General features: G+C 34.5%; 25 protein-coding genes, 2 pseudogenes and 1 riboswitch. Of the genes and pseudogenes, 6 read left to right on the plus strand and 21 right to left on the minus strand.

Translation table 11 applies throughout. From position 1 onward, the window contains the following. Nucleotides 1-43: 43 nt before the first annotated feature. The 4 genes from ACXVYO_RS06665 to phaZ form a co-directional block, all read right to left on the minus strand. Nucleotides 44-244 carry an NETI motif-containing protein gene (locus ACXVYO_RS06665; RefSeq protein WP_458466391.1) on the minus strand — a complete coding sequence of 67 codons (201 nt, stop codon included), beginning with the start codon at nucleotides 242-244 and terminating at the stop codon, nucleotides 44-46. After that, complete coding sequence (locus ACXVYO_RS06670; protein ID WP_458466392.1) at nucleotides 228-1424, minus strand: MFS transporter; 1197 nt, start codon at nucleotides 1422-1424, stop codon at nucleotides 228-230. Before ACXVYO_RS06670 ends, ACXVYO_RS06665 begins: the two co-directional genes overlap by 17 nt. A 113-nt stretch (nucleotides 1425-1537) precedes the next feature. After that, a complete protein-coding gene (locus ACXVYO_RS06675; protein ID WP_458466393.1) occupies nucleotides 1538-1771 on the minus strand; it encodes a hypothetical protein in 234 nt (77 codons plus the stop codon). A 67-nt stretch (nucleotides 1772-1838) separates the two neighbouring features. Next, entirely contained in the window at nucleotides 1839-2750 is a 912-nt protein-coding gene (gene phaZ, locus ACXVYO_RS06680) for an intracellular short-chain-length polyhydroxyalkanoate depolymerase (protein ID WP_458466394.1), read from the minus strand. A gap of 174 nt (nucleotides 2751-2924) precedes the next feature. Here phaZ and ACXVYO_RS06685 point away from each other — a divergent pair, with 174 nt between their 5' ends. The 3 genes from ACXVYO_RS06685 to ACXVYO_RS06695 all read left to right on the plus strand — a co-directional run bounded on the left by ACXVYO_RS06685 (nucleotide 2925) and on the right by ACXVYO_RS06695 (nucleotide 5916). Further along, a complete protein-coding gene (locus tag ACXVYO_RS06685; protein WP_458466395.1) occupies nucleotides 2925-3341 on the plus strand; it encodes a MarR family winged helix-turn-helix transcriptional regulator in 417 nt (138 codons plus the stop codon). 15 nt (nucleotides 3342-3356) lie between these two features. Next, nucleotides 3357-4556 carry an MFS transporter gene (locus ACXVYO_RS06690; protein WP_097818731.1) on the plus strand — a complete coding sequence of 400 codons (1200 nt, stop codon included), beginning with the start codon at nucleotides 3357-3359 and terminating at the stop codon, nucleotides 4554-4556. Nucleotides 4557-4656: 100 nt separating this feature from the next. Continuing rightward, entirely contained in the window at nucleotides 4657-5916 is a 1260-nt protein-coding gene (locus ACXVYO_RS06695; protein ID WP_458466396.1) for a serine hydrolase domain-containing protein, read from the plus strand. A 54-nt stretch (nucleotides 5917-5970) separates the two neighbouring features. Here the strand turns inward: ACXVYO_RS06695 and ACXVYO_RS06700 are convergent, their stop codons facing one another. The 3 genes from ACXVYO_RS06700 to ACXVYO_RS06710 are packed head-to-tail and all read right to left on the minus strand — an operon-like array spanning nucleotide 5971 to nucleotide 7897. Next, on the minus strand, nucleotides 5971-6759 hold the full coding sequence (locus ACXVYO_RS06700) for an ABC transporter permease (protein ID WP_458466397.1): 789 nt from the start codon (nucleotides 6757-6759) through the stop codon (nucleotides 5971-5973). After that, nucleotides 6756-7661 (minus strand): ATP-binding cassette domain-containing protein, encoded by a 906-nt coding sequence (locus ACXVYO_RS06705; protein ID WP_458466398.1) that lies wholly within the window; start codon nucleotides 7659-7661, stop codon nucleotides 6756-6758. Before ACXVYO_RS06705 ends, ACXVYO_RS06700 begins: the two co-directional genes overlap by 4 nt. Continuing rightward, a complete protein-coding gene (locus ACXVYO_RS06710) occupies nucleotides 7658-7897 on the minus strand; it encodes a PLD nuclease N-terminal domain-containing protein (RefSeq protein WP_458466399.1) in 240 nt (79 codons plus the stop codon). Before ACXVYO_RS06710 ends, ACXVYO_RS06705 begins: the two co-directional genes overlap by 4 nt. Nucleotides 7898-8020: 123 nt before the next feature. Here ACXVYO_RS06710 and ACXVYO_RS06715 point away from each other — a divergent pair, with 123 nt between their 5' ends. Continuing rightward, on the plus strand, nucleotides 8021-8566 hold the full coding sequence (locus ACXVYO_RS06715) for a helix-turn-helix domain-containing protein (protein WP_458466400.1): 546 nt from the start codon (nucleotides 8021-8023) through the stop codon (nucleotides 8564-8566). 154 nt (nucleotides 8567-8720) lie between these two features. Here the strand turns inward: ACXVYO_RS06715 and ACXVYO_RS06720 are convergent, their stop codons facing one another. From ACXVYO_RS06720 to ACXVYO_RS06745, 6 genes and pseudogenes are all read right to left on the minus strand, one after another. Continuing rightward, entirely contained in the window at nucleotides 8721-9149 is a 429-nt protein-coding gene (locus ACXVYO_RS06720) for a YvaD family protein (RefSeq protein WP_458466401.1), read from the minus strand. Further along, a complete protein-coding gene (locus ACXVYO_RS06725) occupies nucleotides 9146-9508 on the minus strand; it encodes a DMT family transporter (protein ID WP_458466402.1) in 363 nt (120 codons plus the stop codon). Before ACXVYO_RS06725 ends, ACXVYO_RS06720 begins: the two co-directional genes overlap by 4 nt. Before the next feature lie 15 nt (nucleotides 9509-9523). Beyond that, complete coding sequence (locus ACXVYO_RS06730) at nucleotides 9524-10081, minus strand: TetR/AcrR family transcriptional regulator (RefSeq protein ID WP_458466403.1); 558 nt, start codon at nucleotides 10079-10081, stop codon at nucleotides 9524-9526. 438 nt (nucleotides 10082-10519) lie between these two features. Further along, nucleotides 10520-11275 carry a DUF7225 domain-containing protein gene (locus tag ACXVYO_RS06735; RefSeq protein ID WP_458466703.1) on the minus strand — a complete coding sequence of 252 codons (756 nt, stop codon included), beginning with the start codon at nucleotides 11273-11275 and terminating at the stop codon, nucleotides 10520-10522. Between the two features lie 901 nt (nucleotides 11276-12176). After that, nucleotides 12177-13544, minus strand: a complete 1368-nt coding sequence (locus tag ACXVYO_RS06740) for a short-chain fatty acid transporter (protein WP_088081951.1) — start codon at nucleotides 13542-13544, stop codon at nucleotides 12177-12179. A gap of 105 nt (nucleotides 13545-13649) precedes the next feature. After that, a pseudogene (locus tag ACXVYO_RS06745) lies at nucleotides 13650-13769 on the minus strand (acyltransferase family protein); the annotation flags it as partial. Nucleotides 13770-14018: 249 nt separating this feature from the next. Here ACXVYO_RS06745 and ACXVYO_RS06750 point away from each other — a divergent pair. Continuing rightward, nucleotides 14019-14294, plus strand: a pseudogene (locus ACXVYO_RS06750) (TIGR00366 family protein); the annotation flags it as partial. A 40-nt stretch (nucleotides 14295-14334) separates the two neighbouring features. On the opposite strand, the gene ACXVYO_RS06755 reads toward ACXVYO_RS06750, so the two are convergent. From ACXVYO_RS06755 to ACXVYO_RS06770, 4 genes are all read right to left on the minus strand, one after another. Further along, nucleotides 14335-14688, minus strand: a complete 354-nt coding sequence (locus ACXVYO_RS06755; protein WP_458466404.1) for a group-specific protein — start codon at nucleotides 14686-14688, stop codon at nucleotides 14335-14337. After that, nucleotides 14685-15260: an NAD(P)H-dependent oxidoreductase gene (locus tag ACXVYO_RS06760; RefSeq protein WP_458466405.1), complete on the minus strand. Its 576-nt coding sequence runs from the start codon at nucleotides 15258-15260 to the stop codon at nucleotides 14685-14687. Before ACXVYO_RS06760 ends, ACXVYO_RS06755 begins: the two co-directional genes overlap by 4 nt. 23 nt (nucleotides 15261-15283) lie before the next feature. Continuing rightward, entirely contained in the window at nucleotides 15284-15673 is a 390-nt protein-coding gene (locus ACXVYO_RS06765; RefSeq protein ID WP_458466406.1) for an SWIM zinc finger family protein, read from the minus strand. A gap of 254 nt (nucleotides 15674-15927) precedes the next feature. Next, nucleotides 15928-16245, minus strand: coding sequence for a hypothetical protein (locus tag ACXVYO_RS06770; RefSeq protein ID WP_002096439.1), 318 nt, complete (start codon nucleotides 16243-16245; stop codon nucleotides 15928-15930). 40 nt (nucleotides 16246-16285) lie between these two features. After that, nucleotides 16286-16384, minus strand: a riboswitch (SAM riboswitch). A gap of 122 nt (nucleotides 16385-16506) precedes the next feature. On the opposite strand from ACXVYO_RS06770, the gene ACXVYO_RS06775 reads away from it, so the two are divergent. Then, nucleotides 16507-16698: a hypothetical protein gene (locus ACXVYO_RS06775; protein WP_000544998.1), complete on the plus strand. Its 192-nt coding sequence runs from the start codon at nucleotides 16507-16509 to the stop codon at nucleotides 16696-16698. A gap of 32 nt (nucleotides 16699-16730) precedes the next feature. On the opposite strand, the gene ACXVYO_RS06780 is transcribed toward ACXVYO_RS06775, so the two are convergent. The 4 genes from ACXVYO_RS06780 to ACXVYO_RS06795 all read right to left on the minus strand — a co-directional run bounded on the left by ACXVYO_RS06780 (nucleotide 16731) and on the right by ACXVYO_RS06795 (nucleotide 20824). Beyond that, nucleotides 16731-17453: a YwiC-like family protein gene (locus ACXVYO_RS06780; protein ID WP_458466407.1), complete on the minus strand. Its 723-nt coding sequence runs from the start codon at nucleotides 17451-17453 to the stop codon at nucleotides 16731-16733. A 184-nt stretch (nucleotides 17454-17637) separates the two neighbouring features. Beyond that, nucleotides 17638-18339 carry an ECF transporter S component gene (locus ACXVYO_RS06785; RefSeq protein ID WP_458466408.1) on the minus strand — a complete coding sequence of 234 codons (702 nt, stop codon included), beginning with the start codon at nucleotides 18337-18339 and terminating at the stop codon, nucleotides 17638-17640. Further along, nucleotides 18312-19973 (minus strand): ABC transporter ATP-binding protein, encoded by a 1662-nt coding sequence (locus ACXVYO_RS06790; protein WP_458466409.1) that lies wholly within the window; start codon nucleotides 19971-19973, stop codon nucleotides 18312-18314. Before ACXVYO_RS06790 ends, ACXVYO_RS06785 begins: the two co-directional genes overlap by 28 nt. Beyond that, nucleotides 19946-20824: an energy-coupling factor transporter transmembrane component T gene (locus ACXVYO_RS06795; RefSeq protein WP_458466411.1), complete on the minus strand. Its 879-nt coding sequence runs from the start codon at nucleotides 20822-20824 to the stop codon at nucleotides 19946-19948. Before ACXVYO_RS06795 ends, ACXVYO_RS06790 begins: the two co-directional genes overlap by 28 nt. Nucleotides 20825-20826: the final 2 nt, after the last annotated feature.

A 20826-nucleotide genomic window follows, 5' to 3' on the forward strand; every position in this document is an offset into this window, starting at 1 on the left:
TATCTTGCTTGTACCCAAAAGCAAATTCTTTTTATATAATGTATTACTTCAATTTCCCCTCAAAGACAATTTTTCTACCGCACGGTTCAACTTCTGTTTTGCCGTTTTTCTTCACTTCATGAAAGATTGGCTCTTCCATACGACGAGACGGTGCATAGCCTTCTTGTTCCATACGTGTTAAGCAATCTGTAATTGTTTCGTTTTCGAGTACTTCAAATTTCTTTTTATTAGGTTGTTTTGTCATGCCCTAACCTACTTTCTATTTTTCTTGATGCGAATTGATTCTTCATGTAGATCATATATACCATTGCGAGAATTCCTATTATAATCATAACCGCAATAAAAAAGCTTGTATACTGTATTTTTTCTATAAATACGCCTCCTAATACAGGTCCCAGTATACTTCCTAAACTAAAAGCGATTCCAGATAATATATTACCCGCTGGTAGTAAATGTCTCGGTAATAAATCTGTCATAAATCCAAGACCTAATGAGAAGCACGATCCAATGACCATACCAGCTAACAGCATACAGGCAAAGACGATCCAGTAATATTGGTCAAATACTGCTGCGAGCAGGAAAATACCCGTACTTACGCTGAACGTCCACGTTAAAATACGATCTCTTCCGTATTTATCACTTAATATACCGAGCGGGATTTGTGTAATAATGCCCCCGACTGCAAACGCTGGCAATAAGAAGGATACCTCTGAAACAGACCATCCTTTACGAAGCGCGTATACTGGTAAGTTACTATTTAACATAGCTTCCAGTACGCCATATGCAAGTGGTCCTAGTAACGCAATCCATCCTAATCCAACAACTTGTTTATAACGAGAAAATGATGACTCACTCTTCACTTCTCGTTCATCTTGTGCTGGGAATGCATTTTTCGTTGGCAGTAACAAAAGCCAACCTATTAAACAAAGTATAGTAGATATAATAAATGGTGTTGCAAGACCGTACTGCACAGTGCTTGCTAAATACGGACCAACAGCAAAACCAATTCCGAAGAATACACCGTATATCGATACTTGTCTCCCTATTTTACTTGGGTCTGATGTTGTCGTAATCCATGTTTGTGTTCCGACATGAAGCATATGATCTCCGACTCCAACTAAAAATCTAAGAACGAACCATACCCAAAATGAAAAAGTTTGTGTAAAGAAGAATAATGAAATAATAACGAGAAACCCACCAATAACGATAATTGGCTTCATTCCAAACTTTTGCATCGGTTTTTCAAGAAACGGGGAAATCACTAATATCCCAATGTATAATGCCGTCGCATGAATACCGTTAATACTTGAACTAACCCCTTCTTGTTCAAAAATCATTGCAATAGCCGGTAAGAGCATCCCTTGTGACAAACCCGAGATTGCTACAATCCCAACCATAATCCAAAATGTAAAACGCATTGACATCCTTTTCCCTCTCCTTCTCACGCTGTCCACCTTTCATTATAAACTGTTTCTTCAAATGCGTGTACGAATATTATCAATAAAAAAGAAGCTAAAAGAATGAATCTTTTAGCTCCTTATCCTTCCCAAACTTGTGCTTTCACATTGTGATGAAAGTGCTTGTAATATGGATTTCCATAAAATGATGATCCATATAAGTATTGCTGTGCACTAGTAATTGATGGCTGCGGGTATTGCATTTGTAAAGGAACTACAACTGGTGAAACTTGCATATACATCGGATCTATCATTATTTTTGTATATATATGATGATCATATGGCGAATAAGCGATTAAAGATGGTTTATGCATTGATACTCTCCCCTTTTACATACAAATGTTATAGTATATGCAATACTTTTACTTTCGGGGATTATTTCTATTCTAACCAATCCTCCACATGTTTTATAAGTACATCTAAGCAATCTATAAACGGTGAGTGTCCGCAATCTTCTAATATCTTCAACTCTGCATTTGGCAAATGTTTTGCTAATTCCTCACCGACTACTTGCGGTACGACGTAATCTCTGTCCCCTTGTATGACGAGTGTTGGAGCTTTAATATGATGAATTTGTTTATTTCCCTCTACAACTCCATTATGTTCATCCGAAATATTAAATGTAATGAGCGCATAATTCACATCTACGAAATTACGCTGCGTTAACATATCGTCTAAATACTTTTCATAACGATCTGGTTCAGGTTGATTATGTGTATATATTAATAGATTCCATACTGTACGGTAATATAATTTATTCATATTTTTTATCGCATCTAGCACTGGAGCAATTTGTACGGGATCTTGTGCAATCTCTTCTTTCGTCTTTACTAAACTTGATACGATTGGCTGCCCGTTTATATCTTTTTTAAAAATTGGATATCCCTTCATGCCCACTGATTCTACTAAAATTAACTTTTCGACAAACGTTGGATGATTCGCTGTAAATTGCATCGCAACACCACCGCCCATTGACCAGCCCATTAATGAAAATTTCTCTAGTTTTAATTGATCGATAAATAGTTTTACATCTTCTGTAAAGTCTTGTAATGAATCTATCGATTGATTATATGTTGATTGGCCAAATCCTCTTAAATCAAGAGCGTAAATATGGTATTGATCTTGCAACTTTTCAATAACTAAATCCCAGTGTTGTGACGATGTCATGTTCCCGTGAATGAGTACAAGAATTTCTGTATTTTGCCTTCCAACTTCCTGATACGCAATCGTTTCTCCATTCGATAGTGAAACAAACTCCATTGTTGCAGGCTTAATCATCACAAGTTCCCCCATTCTTTTTAATAGAAAGAAAAATCTTTACTTACTTAAAGAATAACATGCAGAATGTATGTTCTCAACATAAAAGCTGTACAAAATTTTTACATAAATCAACATGTCTATTACTAGACAATTATAATAAAAAAGTATATAGTTAGCTAGGTAACTAATTTGAAAGGATCTAACTATATGGACGAAAAACAACATTTTTTTCACATTGTCAGCCAGACTTCTCGAAAATTCACAAAGAAATTTAATGAACGCGTATCTCCAACTGGGCTATTTAGTGCACAATGGGCCGTTATTTTCCGCATTAACCAAACCGGTTCTTGTACACAAACAGAATTATGTCAGTATTTAAATGTTGAATCACCAACGATGACTCGTACGTTAACACGTATGGAGACGATGGGTTGGATTATTCGTACTGAAGGAAAAGATCGCCGTGAGAAGCTCATTTCTTTATCAGAAACAGCGAGAAAAATGATTCCGAAATGGCAAGAAGAAGTTGATACTTTTGAAGAAAAGACACTAGAAGGTATTAACGAAGATGAGTTACATCAAGCATTTCAAGTGTTACAACAAATCATTAAAAACTTAGATTAAATTGGAGGGATGACGATGCAAAGTGAGAAACTTTGGACGAAGGATTTCCTCGGAACTTGTTTTAGTAGTCTATTTCTCTTCTTAACATTCTATATGCTTATGACTACTTTACCTATCTATGTAATAGACGGCCTAAAGGGAAAACCTGAGGAAATTGGTTTAGTTGCAACTGTTTTTCTTATTTCATCTGTTTTATGTAGACCATTTACAGGAAAATGGCTTGATGAATTAGGGAGAAAGAAAATTTTATTTATTTCACTTTCATTATTTTTAGCTGCTACCGTTATGTATTTCGGTGCGCAAAGTTTATTTTTATTACTTGCCCTTCGCTTCTTACATGGTATTGGGTTCGGTATGGCAACAACAGCCACAGGAACAATTGTAACTGATGTTGCACCAGCTCATAGACGAGGCGAAGCACTTGCCTATTTCGGCGTATTTATGAGTTTGCCGATGGTAATTGGTCCTTTTTTAGGTTTAACAATTATTTCACATTTTTCATTTACTGTACTATTTATCGTTTGTTCCGTATTTTCATTGCTTGCATTTTTATTAGGACTACTTGTAAATATTCCGCATGAAGTACCAGTGAGCAAACAAAAACGAGAAAAAATGAAATGGAAGGACTTAATTGAACCATCCTCTATTCCGATCGCTCTGACAGGATTTGTTTTAGCCTTTTCTTATAGTGGTATTTTATCCTTTATTCCTATTTATGCGAAAGAGCTCGGTTTAGGAGAAGTTGCTAGTTACTTCTTTATTTTATACGCACTCGTTGTTGTAATTTCTCGTCCATTTACAGGAAAGATTTTCGATCGATTCGGTGAAAATGTACTCGTTTACCCAGCTATCATTATTTTCACAATTGGGATGTTCATTTTAAGCCAAGCGCAAACTCCGTTTTGGTTCCTTGGTGCAGGTATGTTAATCGGTTTAGGTTACGGAACATTAATTCCAAGTTTCCAAACGATTGCGATCTCTGCCGCTGCAAACCATCGACGTGGTTCTGCAACAGCTACGTACTTCTCATTCTTTGATAGTGGTCTCGGTTTTGGTTCTTTCATTTTAGGTATCGTCGCAGCGAAATCAAGTTACCATAATATGTATTTCATCGCAGCTATTATCGTTGCATTCACTTTACTTCTCTATTATGGATTACACGGACGAAAACAAAAATTCAAGAAACAACATACAGACGGAAAAGTTTCCGCTTAACATGAATAAGGAAAGTAAACTTCCCCGTTTACTTTCCTTATTTTGTATTTCTTTCAATAGACGCGTATACTAATAGTAGAAATAAAAAGGAGGGACCGATATGAAACTTAAAAAATCTCCCCTACTCTTACTCATAATCACATTTATATTTGTAATTACAGGGCTCGGTTTTACATACTTCAAACATAATAAAACAATTCCATCGAAAAATAACGTGACGAAGAAAAATTGGTTAGATGATCCTTACTTACGTTGGTCGTATACACATATGAAAGAATTCACTTTAATTAACGAGGTGAAAAATAACCCGGATCAAGTATCCCACTTCTCTACCGCATTGCAAAACTTAGATGATTTTGCTGTGGAGCGTAGATTTGGAAATACAACTCCTCTAAAAAAACTTTTAGACGATAATAAAACAGATGCTTTTGTCATTGTACACAATGGACAACTTGTATATGAACGATATTTCAATGGGTATAAAGAGAGTGAACCTCATGGCATGGCCTCATTAGCGAAGGTCTTTACCGGGGCAATTATACAATCCCTCGCTGAAGAAAACCGTATTGACTTAGAAAAAACAGCTGGCACATATATAAAAGAATTAAAAAATACACCGTTCGGTAATGCCACACTTCAGCAATTAATGGACATGCAAGTTTCTGCACAGTACCCTACTCACGGATATGAACATCCAGCGTTAGAAAATCAAGATGCACAACTATATTTAGCGAGCAATATTTTGCCTCGAGGTAAAAACTACGACGGCCCAATGAAAATTTATGATATGTTACGAGAAGCAGAAGAAACTGCACCGCCTGGTTCCGATTTTTCTTACGATAACGGATCAGCTGAAACACTCGCTTGGGTGATTCGAACGATCACTGGTAAATCATTAGCTGCAAATGTTAGCGAGCGCATATGGTCTCAAATTGGTATGGAAGAAAACGCATATTACGTTACAGATGAAACAAAAGTAGAACAAGCAAGCGCTGGCTTAAATGCAACTGCTAGAGATATGGCGAGATTCGGGCAATTACTTCTAAATAACGGGGAATATAATGGAAAACAAATCCTCCCTTCTTCTATTACTGAAGATATAAAAAATGTCCAAGAAGGTGAACTTGCAGTTGGCCCTGGAGCTTCCATTTCTTATCATAATCAATGGTGGATTCCGCACAATGAACAAGATGCTTTTGAAGTGTTAGGTAGTTACGGACAAACACTTTACATCGATCCGAAAGCAAATATGATCATTGTCCACTTCTCTTCTAACGCTACGCCAAGTAATGAAATACATTCTGTTTACTCAAATATGTATATTGATATTGCACATCATTTAGAAAAGCTTCCACAGTAGTGGAAGCTTTTTCTTGTTGGGGTGTTTTATTTGAAGCCAATATCATCTTCAAAGTTATTCATAATTAAACTTTTTATTAGCAATCCAATAATACGTTACGAAGAGTGTCAATAAAATCCACACTATAGTTAGTAATCCAGTAATTATTGCGTTTGAATTTACTGCCCCCGTGACTAACGTTTCCATCGCATGTTTACTCATACTGGCTGGATTAAACTGATCTACTATTGGAATCAAACCGACGATTATTCTACAAGCTAAAAGAAAAGCAATTGAAATTAGCGCAATAATACCTTGACTGTGAAAAATAGCACTTATCATAGTTGTGAAAGATACGATAAAAAGAACCCAAATGAAATAAAATAGTAATCCAGTAATCATGTACGAAAACGGAACAATAGTAAAAAGATAGTTTGTATATAGATAAGAGGTAAAGTATCCAATCATTACACTAAACGCTACTATTACATAATTTGATACTATTTTCCCAGCTATATACGAAGTAACCGTAACAGGTCTTGTTAAAATAAAGGCTAACATACCGTTAGCTTTATCTGTTTGAATGGCACCCATCATAGAGATTACTAGAATCATAAGTCCGAGCTGATCAAACTGAGACCCCAAAGTACTCGCTAGTACTTCGCCTCCTTTTTGTGATGTCATACTTGGATCGATGGTAATTCCCTGCCCTCCACCTAATGCTCCTAAAATGGATGGCAAGTAATGCGTTACTATTGGCTGGGTTGCCCCTAAAAATATAAAAACAATTGGTAGCCAAATAATCTTAAAATCACGTAACATTTGAACACATTCTTTTTTTATCAATACCATTAGATTATTCATTTTTGCACCACCAATTTCAAGAAAATTTCTTCTAAAGTATCGCGGCTTACTTCAAATTTAACGAGGTCAACTTTATGCTCGAGGGCATTTTGCAGTAACATATTTTTATTTATTCCGATACTTTCAACCTTCACTTTGACTTTAAGTCCAATCACTTCTACATCCTTCACATAGGGCAACTTTTTTACAACGTCAATCCACTCTCGATCTTTAGCTGTGATTTCAATGATTAATTTATTTTCGCTATTGCGGTGTAAAAGCTCAGTAATTGTTGTATCTTCTATCTTTGTTCCATCTTTAATCATGACAAATCGTTCACAGATTTCTTCTGCATCACTCAATATATGAGTTGATAATAAAATAGTCGTATCTTTTTTTATTTCTTCAATGAGATTTAATACTTCCCTTCTGCCGATTGGGTCTAATGCAGATACTGGTTCATCCATAATAATAAGCGAAGGTTTATGCAATAATGCTTGTGCAATACCAAGTCGTTGTTTCATTCCACCAGAAAATGTACTAACCTTTGCGTTTTCTTCGCCCCTTAGTCCAACTTTCTCCAAAATTTTAGGAATTGACTTTGACAATTCTACTTTTTTCAATCCCGAAAGTTGCCCCATAAACATAAGGGTTTCTCGCGCCGTCATCCAATGAAAAAAATTAGGGTATTGCGGTAAGTAGCCAATTTCCCTTTTCATTTTTGATATTTTTATCCCATTCAATAACACCTCACCAACATCTGGATTAATAATATCTGAAATCACTTTTATTAATGTAGATTTCCCTGCTCCATTTGGTCCGATTAACCCTACACATTCCCCGGATTGCAGTTCCATCGAGAAAGTATTGACAGCAATTTTTCCTTTAAATGATTTTGTTACATTTCTAATCTCTAATTTCATAATTTCTCACCGTCCTTTCTTCCTATAACAAAGTACAGAATAGGTCCTAATATGTTAACAAAAAGAATAATTAGCGCCCATACAAGTACATTTTTTCTTTTATTTCTATGTCGGTATAAATCAATGAATGCAATTAAAACTAAAAGTGCCCCCACTGCAATAACTGGCAATATAATGGGTAGAAAAGCCATAATATCAATGTCTTTAAGATCATTCAATCCATAATGTATTTTCATTGTCATCACTCCTTTTAAATCTCATTATCATTATTGATAATGATAAAATAAAAACAGATGGATTGCAATCATTATTCTCATTATTTATAATGAGAATAAAAAAACGATATATAAGGTGATATAATGAGTAATAAAGTTGAAATCTTAATGCATCCAGTAAGAATGAAAATTTGCCAAGTATTAATGAGAAATAAGGAAGATGGACTAACACCATTAGAAATGGTAAAAATCATTAAAAATGTGCCACAAGCAACACTATATAGACAGCTACAAACAATGGTTGATTCTGGTATCGTCCATGTAATTAAAGAAAAAAAGGTAAAATCTGTTTCTGAAAAATATTACGCAATCAATGAAGAAGATGCAAAAATTGAAGGAAGTGAGTGGAAAGGATTGTCTGATGATGAAAAGTTAAACTACATTTCTTATTATCAGTTATCACTTATGACACAATATCAAAGTTACCTGAAGAAATTAGAGGAACAAAACAATCAAGAAGATATTGCTACTTTTTCTGTTGTGGACTTAAAGCTCGATGAAGAACACTTTATGAGCTTTCAAAACGAACTTAACGAATTAATGAATAAATACTACCATACCCAAAATAAAGGCGACGAAAAAGAGAACCCTGTTCGGACCGTCGCTATTACAATTATTCCAGAAACGTGAACTAACTCAATATACATAATACAAGCCGATGCTTCCTTACCATAGGAATCATCGGCTGTCTTCATTTCAGAAATTGTTTTGACTTCTAATCTATGGCTAGCGAAAAAACTGAGTTAGAAATTCGAATGCGCTTAAAGATCCTGTCTTTCTTATATTAAATGAATTCTTTTCTTTCTTTTCTTATATTCGTCTCATACCATCCACACTCCCTCCAAACACTTTTTAAAAAGAAGCATGGGTAAACTAATAAATATAAATTAGGAATCCACCAAGAAATATCGAAATCTAAACGGATTGTCCAAAATGCTAGAGCTTGTAATCCTGAACAAAAAGTTAAAATTAATGATAAGAACGCAAAGTGGCTCCAAATATATTTTTGTTTAGAATGTAAATACAAACTTAGAAATCCTGTTAACGAGATTAACAAATCCAAGGGTAAAAAAGACCAGTTCCATGCTATTAAAATAGGATCTTGGTAATCTTTAAACAAATATTCTTGCGGAATCATATGAAAAATTGTTATGAGCCAATATACAACAAATCCAAGATCAGTAATAAGGAAAAAATACTTTAATCGATTCAATGTATACGTTCCTCCACCATTTCTTTTTTCTTCGCTTCATGTGCCGTACTATTAAAATTTATAATTACAACTCCAATTAAAATAAAGAGAATTGCTAGTATCTTTGTTACATTGATACTTTCTCCAAAATAAAAGAACCCAATTATTGTAATCGTTACAATTCCCATACCTGACCAAACCGCATAGGCAACAGACATTTCCATCCCCTTTAATGCGAATGACAGGAATACAAAACTTACTACATAAAATACAAAAATAAGTATGCTTGGTACAAGTTTCGTTAATCCATCAGATAGTTTCATCGCCGTCGTACCCGCTACTTCAAATAAAATTGCTAAGCATAAATAAATCCACTGCACTATTTCTCCCACCTTCTACTCCGCATTAGAAATTCCATACAGCAATATGTCCATAATAGATTCAAGTATATTCCCTAATGTATAATCACTCTTTTCAATAAGCATAGGATCATATATGCGATTCAGTGCTCCCAAATATAATTCAATAAAAAATGGAATTTGAATCTTTCTAATGCTTCCTTCCCTCATTCCCTTCTCTAATAAACCGATTACAGTAGACCAACCTTCACGTAAAAACTGATCTAATCTTGACCATTGGTAATAATGATGTTTTTTTAGTTCTACTAATAAACGTGCATCCATGAATTGAAATTGTTGTGGAATACAAATTAAAATGAGTCTTATTTTTTCAACTGTTTGTAACGTATCATCTTCAGCGATATTTTTTTCCTTTTCTTGAATACTTTCTATTACATGACGAATAACTTCATCTACTATTTCATCTTTTGAAGAAAAGTGCTCATAGATTGTCCTCTTACTCACAGCTAATTGTTTTGCTAAATCACTAATTGTAAATGTAAACCCCTTCGTTTGAATTTGATGACTTGTTTCTGTTACTATTCTTTGTTTCATAATCCGCCCCCTAAACTAATGGTACCCATTTGTTTTTTTTAGTACCATTTTATTTTACAATATTTAACACAACCTAAACAACTAATATTTCGAAACTTCAAACTTCTATTTCGAAACAGGTGGATCCTACCTGCATATTCAACAATCAAGTAAATGGATAGAATAATACTGATACATGAAGCTTTAAATAAAGTTAAATGCAGCTCTTCTATAAGGCTATGTTGGTACATGTTCTTTTTTAGCTTGATGGATATGAATAGAAAATATCCATCACTAAGCACTACTATTTTTTAATGAGTAACAAAAAAAAGGTTACAAATCCAATTGTAACCTTTTTTCTAAGTGTCTTTTGTTTCATATGATTCCTATAACAATTACAAAGCTAAATAATCATCGTTGGAGCTGCTTGCTTCTGCTAAAAAACTATAAGAAAAGACACTAGAGTATCTTTTCTACTCTCTTTAAAGAATTTATATCAACCTCATAAGTATTCCCATATGGTCTAAGCGATGGAATCTCTTCCTTTGGCCCATAAAATAATAATTTCAAATCATCATCTTTATACTGAACTACGAAGAAGTCATCAAATTGGTCAAATGTGTTTTGATTTATTGTGATAAACCCTTTTTCTTGGGCAGTTGTTTTAACACTTATTCTTCTCCCTTCTTTGATAACATCATATCCATGCTGATTCGTCACTTTGGATAGCTCACCATTCGTGTAAAGGACACAAAAAAATTCACCTAGACGACCTATAAGATGCCTTAATTCAGTCGCCTTACAACCAAGAACATTCATTTCAAATCGTAACATTTCAAAGTATGCCTCATATAACTTTTTGATTTGTGAGATTCCTATTTTATCCTTATCCTTATCCTTATAAAAAAGGAGTTTACCATTATCCCACTCACCTACAATAGATTCACAATCTGCCCCTTTAGGTTTGTGAAAAACTAATCCTGTATAAGGATAATTTTCACCTACATATCTATAAGTTCTTTTATTTATATATATAAACAAACTTTTATTAAACACTCTCCCTTTGTTATAACGGTTATAGCAATAATCAGCAGGATTAATACTCCCAGGTTTCGTATTAAATTTTGTTATTAATCTGTCCTTTATCTCTGCAAACGTTACAGTATCGCCTATTCTCTCTTTAAGAGCCTCTATAAATTGCTCATAAATAGTCAATGTAATCCTCTCCTCATGCTTATCAATATTTTTAGCCATAGTACAACCTTTACTTTATAATTTGACTCGATTGTAGAATAACGTAATCGATGTTTTTATTTTTTTATATAACCATCTATATAAATTTTACATTTAATTAATTAAATTTCATAGCCTAATAGAGTAAAATATAAATTGGAGAATTTTATTAAAGGCTCAAAATAAAGATAATACTCCATTAAGAGCTCTTTTTATTTAGGAAACGCGTCTTTTTTGTATTAGCTTTTTAAATAAGGTAAACGTGAAGAAGCTTTATAAAAAAACAGGACAATAATATTATCGAAGGAGTTTAAGCTTAGCATGTATGACTATTTGGTTAAGCAATCGATATGTTGTGCTGAAACGTCAATATATAAAAAAAGGATCTCTCTTGATAAAGAGAGATCCTTTTCTTACTTCTTCTTCTTTTCTGTCGGTTGGCTTTGTTTAGCGAAATTAGATGAATCATCGAAATTAGGTTGCTTTTTACCAGCATTATTACTTCTACCTTTTCCCATATGTAATGCACCTCCTCTCATCCTTACTATTCCCTATAAAAAAATCCTCTTGCATCCAGGAGGATTTTTTATTATCTCTTATTAATAATACCCAACTGTTCTCGTAGTACTTCCAATACTCCCGGTTTTTCTATACCATTTTGGATAGTTTTAAAACCATAGCGTTGATGGTGATTATCATGTTAGCTTGATAAAGAACAGCTTACGAATGAATTTGATATTGGCCATGAATTAGCCATGTATGATGTATCATCCTTTCTAAAAAACATAAAAAAACACTATCCCTTCTCATGTTTTTACAGAAAGAATAGCGTTTTTTTCATTTTAATGGTATTACTTGATATTAATGTGTATTCCTATGAAAACTAATATAAAAATAGCATCAATATACTTGTAACAATCCCGACCCAAATGCAGAGAATAAAACAATAACCCATGATATCTTTAATTTTTAATCCCAGTACTCCTAAAAGAGGTAGTGCCCAGAACGGCTGAATCAAATTTGTCCATGCGTCCCCCCAGCCTACCGCCATAGCGATAGTAGCCGGATCTACACCTAACTTTAATCCTGCTGGGACTTGCAGTGGCCCTTGCAAAGCCCATTGCCCCCCGCCAGATGGTGCTAATAAGTTCACCAATCCCGCTGACCAATATGTAAATATATCAAAGGTATCCTTTGACGCAATAGATGCCATCCATTCAATGATTGAGCTTCCCAACCCTGAACTACCTAAAACAGCGATAATCCCCGCATAAAATGGAAACTGTAGGATAATTGGAGATATGGATTGCGCTGCTTCTTTGAATCCTTGTGCAAAGTTGCCAAGAGAACCATGCAGGAGCAAACCAAGTGACAAGAAAAATAAATTAATGATATTTAAATCTAAACTATGACCGTTTATGAATTCATAAACACAATACAACGTGCCGATTACGCCTAATACTATTCCTAAAACCGGTGTCCATTCCAGTTTTTCCGCAGGAGTTAAGTTTTTTTGCGGAGGTTTTACAAAAGAATTTGTATCTGTTTCGAGTGCTTTATATCTAATAATCCCACTTTTTGGAGCCATGAGTACAATAATAATTGGCATCGTGATGAATAGAGCGAAAAAAATAATTAGAGTAGAATAACTAAAGATTGTTTGTGAGGTAGGAATAATTCCAATCATATCTACAAGAAAATGATCCTTTGTGGCAATTGTTAGGCCAATAGAACTGGAGAGACCTGCGCTATATAAGGCTGTCGGAGCATAAGCAGCTGCTACAAGCAATGGAAAATGTGCATTCGGATTCTTTTTCGCCACTTCCTTTGCAATGATAGCTCCCACAACTACGGCTAGTCCCCAATTGATATAGTATGCAATTGCACTGATCAAAAATGTCATCGTATAAGCCTTTTGAGGTGTATCGGCTAACTTTGCAACAGACTGCAAGCCTCTATTAATAAACGGGACAGAAGCTAACGTCATCCCTGTAACCATTAGCAATACCATTTGCATTGTAAACGTTAAATAAGTCCAAAAACCATCCCCCCAAGATTTTACGATTTTGTACGGATTTGAGGGATTCATCAACAAAGCTATAATGAAAGTAAATAAAGTGAGCAGCACTGCAATAACAAAGGCATCTGGGACATATTTCTGAGACCATCTCGAAAATACATTTGCACATCTTGTAAGCAATGATTCTTTCTTTCCTGGTTCTGGATTTGTCTCCAACAAGGAATGTTTCATAAATATTCTCCTTTCTAAATTTTAATAAGGTAAATATAAATAACATTCCACAAAAGAAAATAAAATCCTTTTCCACTTGCTGCATACTAATCAACTAGAGTCACACTCAGATGCCGTTACTTTCACCCTCTCATTAACGATTGATTCCCACGGACGTGGTACCCTCGTATTAATAAATATCATTTTATGTTCATTTCCAATTAACTTTATAAACGAAACAAGTTGCCTAAGGGAACGAATCACTAACAGAACCAGCCAATACAAATCTACCGCTAATCCTTCTAGGAAATTCAAATTCAAGTGCTAACGGAACCAGTTTACCAACATATAAAAATTTCATCACGATATTGTATTAATTCAGCTTCTTATTTTAATAAAAAAATGTATTTCAATTTATAATTTTAATAGAAGGAATAGATTAAGTAGGAGGAGGTACTTTGAGGATAGTGCCTTTTCTTTATAAAAACTCAACATGCTGGCATCGTTAATATTTTCGTTCCATCTGGTGGCGGTCAATGGGCTGTGCAAGCACCCATTATGATTCCAGCTGGCGCTGAACTTGGTGTACCTGCTGCAAAAACAGCAATGGCAATTGCGTGGGGCGATGCTTGGACGAATTTAATTCAAACATTCTGGGCATTACCGGCATTAGCGATAGCTGGTTTAGGTGCTCGTGATATTATGGAATTTTGCGTTGTTAACTTACTATATGCAGGATCTATCATTTGTCTATGTTTCTTATTTATTTAAACGAAAAGCTAGTTTTATACTAGCTTTTTTATACAATAAATCATTTATTTCCCACGCAATTTATAACCCTCTCCCACTCTATCTCCGTAAGATGTAATGCCTCAAATGCGAAAAAGTCTTCACATACTTTTTCAATTACATGTGGATTGTTTTTAAGGAAATTCCACTGTAACGCTTTAGGAAGAAAATATGTTTCATACTCTTTACTTCCTCTTACTACCTCATCCACTTCTCTTTCACAAATTCCTCTTATTAAATAATCATTTCTTAATTGAATCTGTATTTGTTGAAACATTTCACTACATTTCTTCAATTGGATTAAACAATTAATATATGTACGAAAAAGTTCATTATCATACTGACAACACTTTATAATACGTTCCATTTCATTCATAATGTACGAGCCTTTTCTTCTATTTGTAATAACCACTTTTCCCGTTTCTCTACTTTACTCGTTTTCACAGATTGAAAAACAGATCGTTTTATATCGCGAATGCCGCAAAAACGTAATACACCTCGCTTCATCATAATCCAATCTGCTGATCGATATAATAGTGCGACGTACCATAACGGTGAATCTAACGTATTAATCACCCACGCCTTCTTCCCCTTCAATAATCCTTTCGGCAGGGCTCCTTCGTATTTATAAGCAAAACCAGCAACGAAAATGCGATCAATAAATCCTTTTAAAATAGCAGGCATCCCCCACCACCATATCGGATATATAAAGAGAAGTGTATCTGCTTCTTCTACTAACGTTCTGTACCGGGCTGTTTCTTCTTCATTTACTAAATCACGTCTTTTCTTCTCCTCATTAAATACAAGGACGGGATCAAATTGTTCTTTATATAAATCAAGTACCGTAACCGAATGATCTGTTTCCTGTAATCCTTTTTGCACATGCTTTAAAATCGCCGCGTTAAAACTGGAAGGACTGGGATGAGCGTATACAAGTAGTACATTCACTACAAAACAACTCCCTCTTTAAGTTAAAGTTTCCCCTTCTTTAACATCTTCTCTACAATTTGCACGTTTTTCGAACTTTGTAATAAACGGTTTAATACTGTAAGTAACTCTTCTTTGTCTAAATCTTTTAGTTTCTCTTTCACCGTACTTTCACCAGCACTTTGAATATCATAAACAACTGCCGCCATATGCTTGCAAAGATTCTCATAAGGACACTCGCAGCTACTTTCTGTAAAATCTTCAAGATCAATAATCACTTCATAGTTTCCTGCATTTCCAGTAACGAAAGCAAATATTTTCTTGTCTTGTATTTCAACATCGTCTACATGTCCCTCTTCATAATATTCATACCCTTTATCCAAAATGTACTTAGGAATCCATTTCGTTATATCCTGTAATAAGTAAGCGTACATAACAACACCTCTTCCTTTAATTCCCTTTTGACTTCAATAACCCCTGCATGTTATTCTAATAACTGTCAAATAGCAAGTCTATATGACAAAACGACTGACACCTATTCGGCGGAGGTGTCTCTTTTCATTTGCAGCCGATATGAAGTGCCTCTTTCAGGCACATTCAATCTTTGACACTACACACTCAACACCATTCCCTTGTATCAGGCTGCTTAAGCAGTCTTTTACTCTACATACTTCAAAAAAAAGAGAGCTTAGCTCCCTTTTCCCGCCTTATAAAATACCCCTTTTTCCGTATAGAGATATTCATCAGCTAATGTAATTTTCCCATCCAGTTTCAGTTCATCTAATAGTCTTGATAAATAAAATTGATGTAACATCTTTTTCGTGAATTTTCCTTCATGATGCGAAACGATATGTTCTTGAATATCTAACAATGATATTGGCTTATCTTGCTCTATCATATATTCATAAACTGTACTACGCAGTTTTACGTATTTTTCGAGTGTCACAGTACTTCGCAACCCCTTTCTTCTTAATATAAATTTTCGTAATCGGTTTTTTTGCAACAAAAAAACCTCTCCGATAAGAAGAAGTTACGTATATATCTTCGTCTTATCTCCCAGAACAAATATGTTCTGCTGGAATTAGCACCTGCATCGCGGTTGCTGGGTTTCATCGGGCCAGTCCCTCCACCTCTCTGGATAAGAAAATATTCACTTAATTCTTACTATACGTAATTTCATTTTAATTGTCAAACAAATATAACAAATAATATTTTCTTCTTTACTGCTCATACTATACATATATGAATATGCAAGGAGGATTATGAAATGCACGAAAATGCTCGCGGATATGTACAAGATTCATTTCAATCATTACAAGAAGCAAAACATTGTTTAGAAGCAGCACTACAGACTGTGGAAAAAGATTTTAATCGCGCACGTATTGAACAATCCCTTTATGCGATCGAACAAGCTATTCAACGTTGTGATTACACGGTTCACATTTTAGAACAAGATTGAAAAAGCTTCCCATCATAAGGTGGGAAGCTTTTTCAAATGGCATACTTCATAATTATTACCGTTATAATTAAAAAATATACAGAATTAGCAATTTCTAAAATACCTACTTTTATAATAGAAATCTTTTTACCATACAACATAATTGCCCGAATGACACTCGGTATGAAGATAAGAGAGCACCACGGATTGATAGCAAATACGATGATTGTTAATAAAATATGATACCCCCATGATATAAAACGATACTTCGGGTTGTTTTTCTCACGTATCATCGTTTTCACATAAAACGTACTTCCTAAAAAATATAAAAATGATATAAGCGCAATAAATAGTGCTGTTTTATCTATAAGTTTCATTGAAAAATAATAACTAACTAAACCACCAATACAGAAAACAATAATCGCACTAATGTCATTTAGTAACGCTCTTTCATTCTTTTGACGGGCGTAATACATATTTACTATAAATAATGGAATCATTACTGTTACGAATAAAAGAATGCGCCATTCATATACTAGAGAAATCATCCCAAATACGAAAGCGATGATAAAATATACAATTGCTGCGTGTAAAAACTCTTTTTTTCGTCTTTGCTTTATGTACGTAAGAAATGGATACGTAGCTAAATAGATAAAGAACCACGCTAAAAACAATGGAATATGATACATAGTAGGTTTCCCAAGTATGACACTTAATAGAAATGGTATAACGAGCATGGCCCATGCACCGTGTTGCTTCGGAATAACTAACTTCATTAACTATACACCTCCCTTTTGAAAATAGTTCTCACATACTATTATACAAATAATTTTATATAATAGCCGACATATATTGAATCGATTTTTTGACAATAAAAAATGCTCCTTACAATATGTAAGAAGCATGAAAGAGGCAAACGAATATGTAAGTCGCGACCCTACCTTATATGAATATGCTTTTCTATGCCATGTTATGCTTATCTAATATGCCATATTTCTTTTTAAATCTCGTAAGAATCGTAATCCAAGACGTACTAAATAGTAGTAAGAAAATAACATTCGAAATCGCATGGCTTAAATCGAAATAAAAACTTGCGATATAATACGAAACGACAGCTTCCCACGTTGCCTCACGTATAAACCCAAGAAGCCCCCATAAGTTCATAATCCAGCCAAATAAAAATCCAACAAACAATCCGTATAGAAGTCTTCCCCATAGCTTTTTCATTAAAAATGTATTCCGTAATAATCCAGCTATAAAACCAATCATGCCCCAGGAAAACATTTGCCACGGCGTCCACGGACCTTGTCCTAAAAAAATGTTTGATACGATAGCTGCTGTTGCACCGATCATAAAACCAGTTTCACTCCCAAACACAATCGCAGAAACGATAATGATAAATGAAGTCGGTTGTACACTTGGTAAAATAGAGAATGGTACGCGGCTAACTGCTGCAATTGCCGCTAACACAGCAACGAGAACAATTTCACGTGAAACAAACGCCTTTCTTTCAAAGCGGATATAGAAAGGTAACATAATAACAACTAATAAAAACAAACTACTTAACATGTAATAACCATCCATGATAAGCGTCGTAAAGAGTAATGTGCCTATTATTACTGCAAAAATACATATTATGAATGCAACATATCGTTTGGACACGCTTCGTACACATCCTCCCACGTTAATGCATATGGCAATTCTTTTCGAATGAATCGATTGATGGATGTTGTATAAAAGAAGTTTCCACTAAAAAATTCTTTCGGTGCATCATTCATAATAACTGCTCCATCAAATAACATCATACATTGATCAACGTATTTCGCTGCAAACTCAATATCATGTGTTGCCATTACAATTGTTGTGCCTTCTTTTTGTAATTTCCTAAATAGCTCTCCTACTCTTTCTTTCTTCCATGGATCTAATCCCTTTGTCGGTTCATCAAGTAATAATAAAGTTGGCTTTGATAATAACGTTGTACATAACGCAAGTAGTTGTTGTTCTCCCCCGCTACAATCATGCGGATGGCGATCTTTAAGCGAGCACAACCAAAACTTCTTCAACATATCTTCTGCTATTTCTTTTCCTTGTTCTCCGTATAATTCACGTGCACGTTCATACACTTCTTCCCACACTGTATCAAATGTAAAATGATAGTACGGATGTTGTGATACATACCCGATCCTTTTAAATCGTTCTTTCGAATCAATTTTATGTATCACTTTCCCATTCCACTTTACTTTCCCTCTTCTCGCTTTTTGCAATCCCGCTAAAATTGTTAACAGTGTAGATTTACCTGTACCATTTTTCCCAACGAGAGCTACCCATTTTCCTTTTTTAATCGATACGGCTAAATCTCGTAAAATAAGTGGACTATTTTTTTCATATTGGAATGAAATATGCTCTGCACTTAAAATGACTTCTCGCTTTTCACTTTGTGCGATTGGCTCATTCACATATGATATCGCTGAAAAGTTATTCAGTTTCATTTGCGCTTCTCGCACTGTAAACGGAATATCTTCCACGTTCCATTCTAAAAACAATCTTGGAATTTGCGGAATAAAGGGACGGAACTTTTCAACTTCCCACATATTTGCTACAACCGTTTTAGGACTACCATCATACACGATTCGGCCGTTATTCATACAAATAACGCGTGTAGCAAGTGGTATCACTTCATCTAAACGATGTTCACTTAAAACGATTGTTATTCCAAGTTCTTCGTTAATACGTTTTAACAATCCTAAAAATTCTTTCGCTGCAATTGGATCTAACTGCGCTGTTGGTTCATCTAATAATAATAGTTTTGGCTGCATAACTAGTACGGCAGCTAAATTGACAAGTTGTTTTTGTCCACCAGATAACGTATGAACAGATTGGTGCAATAAATCTTGAAATCCTAAGAAGCTAATGAGCTCTGCTATTCGTTTTTGAATAATATGTGATGGTAATCCAACATTCTCTAAAGAAAATGCTAATTCTTGAATGACTGTATCCATTACGAGCTGATTTTCTGGATTTTGAAATACCATACCAATTTCTTGTGCAGATAATAGATCTGGTACTTCCTCTAATAAAACATCATCATAAAAAATTTCTCCTGAACGTGTACCGATCGGAAGTAACTCCTTTTTAAAATGTTTTAATAAAGTCGTCTTCCCAGAACCTGATCCTCCAGCAAGTGCAATAAACTCTCCTTTTTGAATAGAAAGAGAAATATGCTGTAACGCATATTCGTTTTCATCAGCATATACAAATGATAAATTGTTTATTTCTGCATGCGCCACCATAACCATTCCCTTCCTTCCATTATAATTGGTAAACTAATAAACATCGTAAATACGCCAAACATCATTCCATCGTATTGCTGAAATAGAATAGATTCGACTTTCGGATAAATGATTAACTTTCCTCCGCCATACGTACTACATATGATAGCAATGATAAATAGAATACTTAAATAACTGAGCGTGTACCAATCTCGCCTTTCCATTCTATACCGAATATATGTCGTACGCTTCGTTACACCAAACCCACGGGCTTGCATAGAATCTGCTGTTTGCAGCGCATCTTCTAATGAACAAATTAATAATACTTGCAATAATTGCATACCATTTTTCACCCGTTCCACAATGGAACCTGCATCTACTTGTACACCTTTCGTTTTTTGGACGAGTGTTATTTTCTGTAATCGCCTCATAAACAAAGGAACAAACCTCACCGTAATCATCGTTAACAATGCTACTTTCGGTGAAATTCTAGAAAACAAATATAAAAATTTATGACTCGAAATAATATCATTATACGAAGCAAACGTAAACATAATCGCAACTAATAATAACCCCATTACTACTCCATACATAATCGCCTCAAGCTTAATACGGCTATCACCTAACCAAAATAACGTAGTTCGGCCTCTATGCGTTAATAACGAATTGAATAAAATGATCATAAAAAAGAAAACGATTGTGCTCGGTAACATCTTTCTTATCTTTTCGCTATTCCCTTGCATCACATTGATTATAACGATTAATAGTATTGCCCCAATTAAAAAAAGAGGATGAAGACACATCATACATAGTATCATCACCCCGATATAATAGAAAAAATTCACAAAAGGATGTAAAGAAGAAAAACTTATTTTCATAG

Source organism: Bacillus sp. BC08 (assembly GCF_054326875.1).

Excerpts from the sequence above, each read along its gene's own strand:
- ACXVYO_RS06665 (WP_458466391.1), bottom strand. The coding sequence starts at position 244 with ATGACAAAACAACCTAATAAAAAGAAATTTGAAGTACTCGAAAACGAA.
- ACXVYO_RS06670 (WP_458466392.1), bottom strand. The coding sequence starts at position 1,424 with ATGTCAATGCGTTTTACATTTTGGATTATGGTTGGGATTGTAGCAATC.
- ACXVYO_RS06675 (WP_458466393.1), bottom strand. The coding sequence starts at position 1,771 with ATGCATAAACCATCTTTAATCGCTTATTCGCCATATGATCATCATATA.
- phaZ (WP_458466394.1), bottom strand. The coding sequence starts at position 2,750 with ATGGGGGAACTTGTGATGATTAAGCCTGCAACAATGGAGTTTGTTTCA.
- ACXVYO_RS06685 (WP_458466395.1), top strand. The coding sequence starts at position 2,925 with ATGGACGAAAAACAACATTTTTTTCACATTGTCAGCCAGACTTCTCGA.
- ACXVYO_RS06690 (WP_097818731.1), top strand. The coding sequence starts at position 3,357 with ATGCAAAGTGAGAAACTTTGGACGAAGGATTTCCTCGGAACTTGTTTT.
- ACXVYO_RS06695 (WP_458466396.1), top strand. The coding sequence starts at position 4,657 with ATGAAACTTAAAAAATCTCCCCTACTCTTACTCATAATCACATTTATA.
- ACXVYO_RS06700 (WP_458466397.1), bottom strand. The coding sequence starts at position 6,759 with ATGAATAATCTAATGGTATTGATAAAAAAAGAATGTGTTCAAATGTTA.
- ACXVYO_RS06705 (WP_458466398.1), bottom strand. The coding sequence starts at position 7,661 with ATGAAATTAGAGATTAGAAATGTAACAAAATCATTTAAAGGAAAAATT.
- ACXVYO_RS06710 (WP_458466399.1), bottom strand. The coding sequence starts at position 7,897 with ATGAAAATACATTATGGATTGAATGATCTTAAAGACATTGATATTATG.
- ACXVYO_RS06715 (WP_458466400.1), top strand. The coding sequence starts at position 8,021 with ATGAGTAATAAAGTTGAAATCTTAATGCATCCAGTAAGAATGAAAATT.
- ACXVYO_RS06730 (WP_458466403.1), bottom strand. The coding sequence starts at position 10,081 with ATGAAACAAAGAATAGTAACAGAAACAAGTCATCAAATTCAAACGAAG.
- ACXVYO_RS06740 (WP_088081951.1), bottom strand. The coding sequence starts at position 13,544 with ATGAAACATTCCTTGTTGGAGACAAATCCAGAACCAGGAAAGAAAGAA.
- ACXVYO_RS06755 (WP_458466404.1), bottom strand. The coding sequence starts at position 14,688 with ATGAATGAAATGGAACGTATTATAAAGTGTTGTCAGTATGATAATGAA.
- ACXVYO_RS06765 (WP_458466406.1), bottom strand. The coding sequence starts at position 15,673 with ATGTACGCTTACTTATTACAGGATATAACGAAATGGATTCCTAAGTAC.
- ACXVYO_RS06775 (WP_000544998.1), top strand. The coding sequence starts at position 16,507 with ATGCACGAAAATGCTCGCGGATATGTACAAGATTCATTTCAATCATTA.
- ACXVYO_RS06780 (WP_458466407.1), bottom strand. The coding sequence starts at position 17,453 with ATGAAGTTAGTTATTCCGAAGCAACACGGTGCATGGGCCATGCTCGTT.
- ACXVYO_RS06790 (WP_458466409.1), bottom strand. The coding sequence starts at position 19,973 with ATGGTTATGGTGGCGCATGCAGAAATAAACAATTTATCATTTGTATAT.
- ACXVYO_RS06795 (WP_458466411.1), bottom strand. The coding sequence starts at position 20,824 with ATGAAAATAAGTTTTTCTTCTTTACATCCTTTTGTGAATTTTTTCTAT.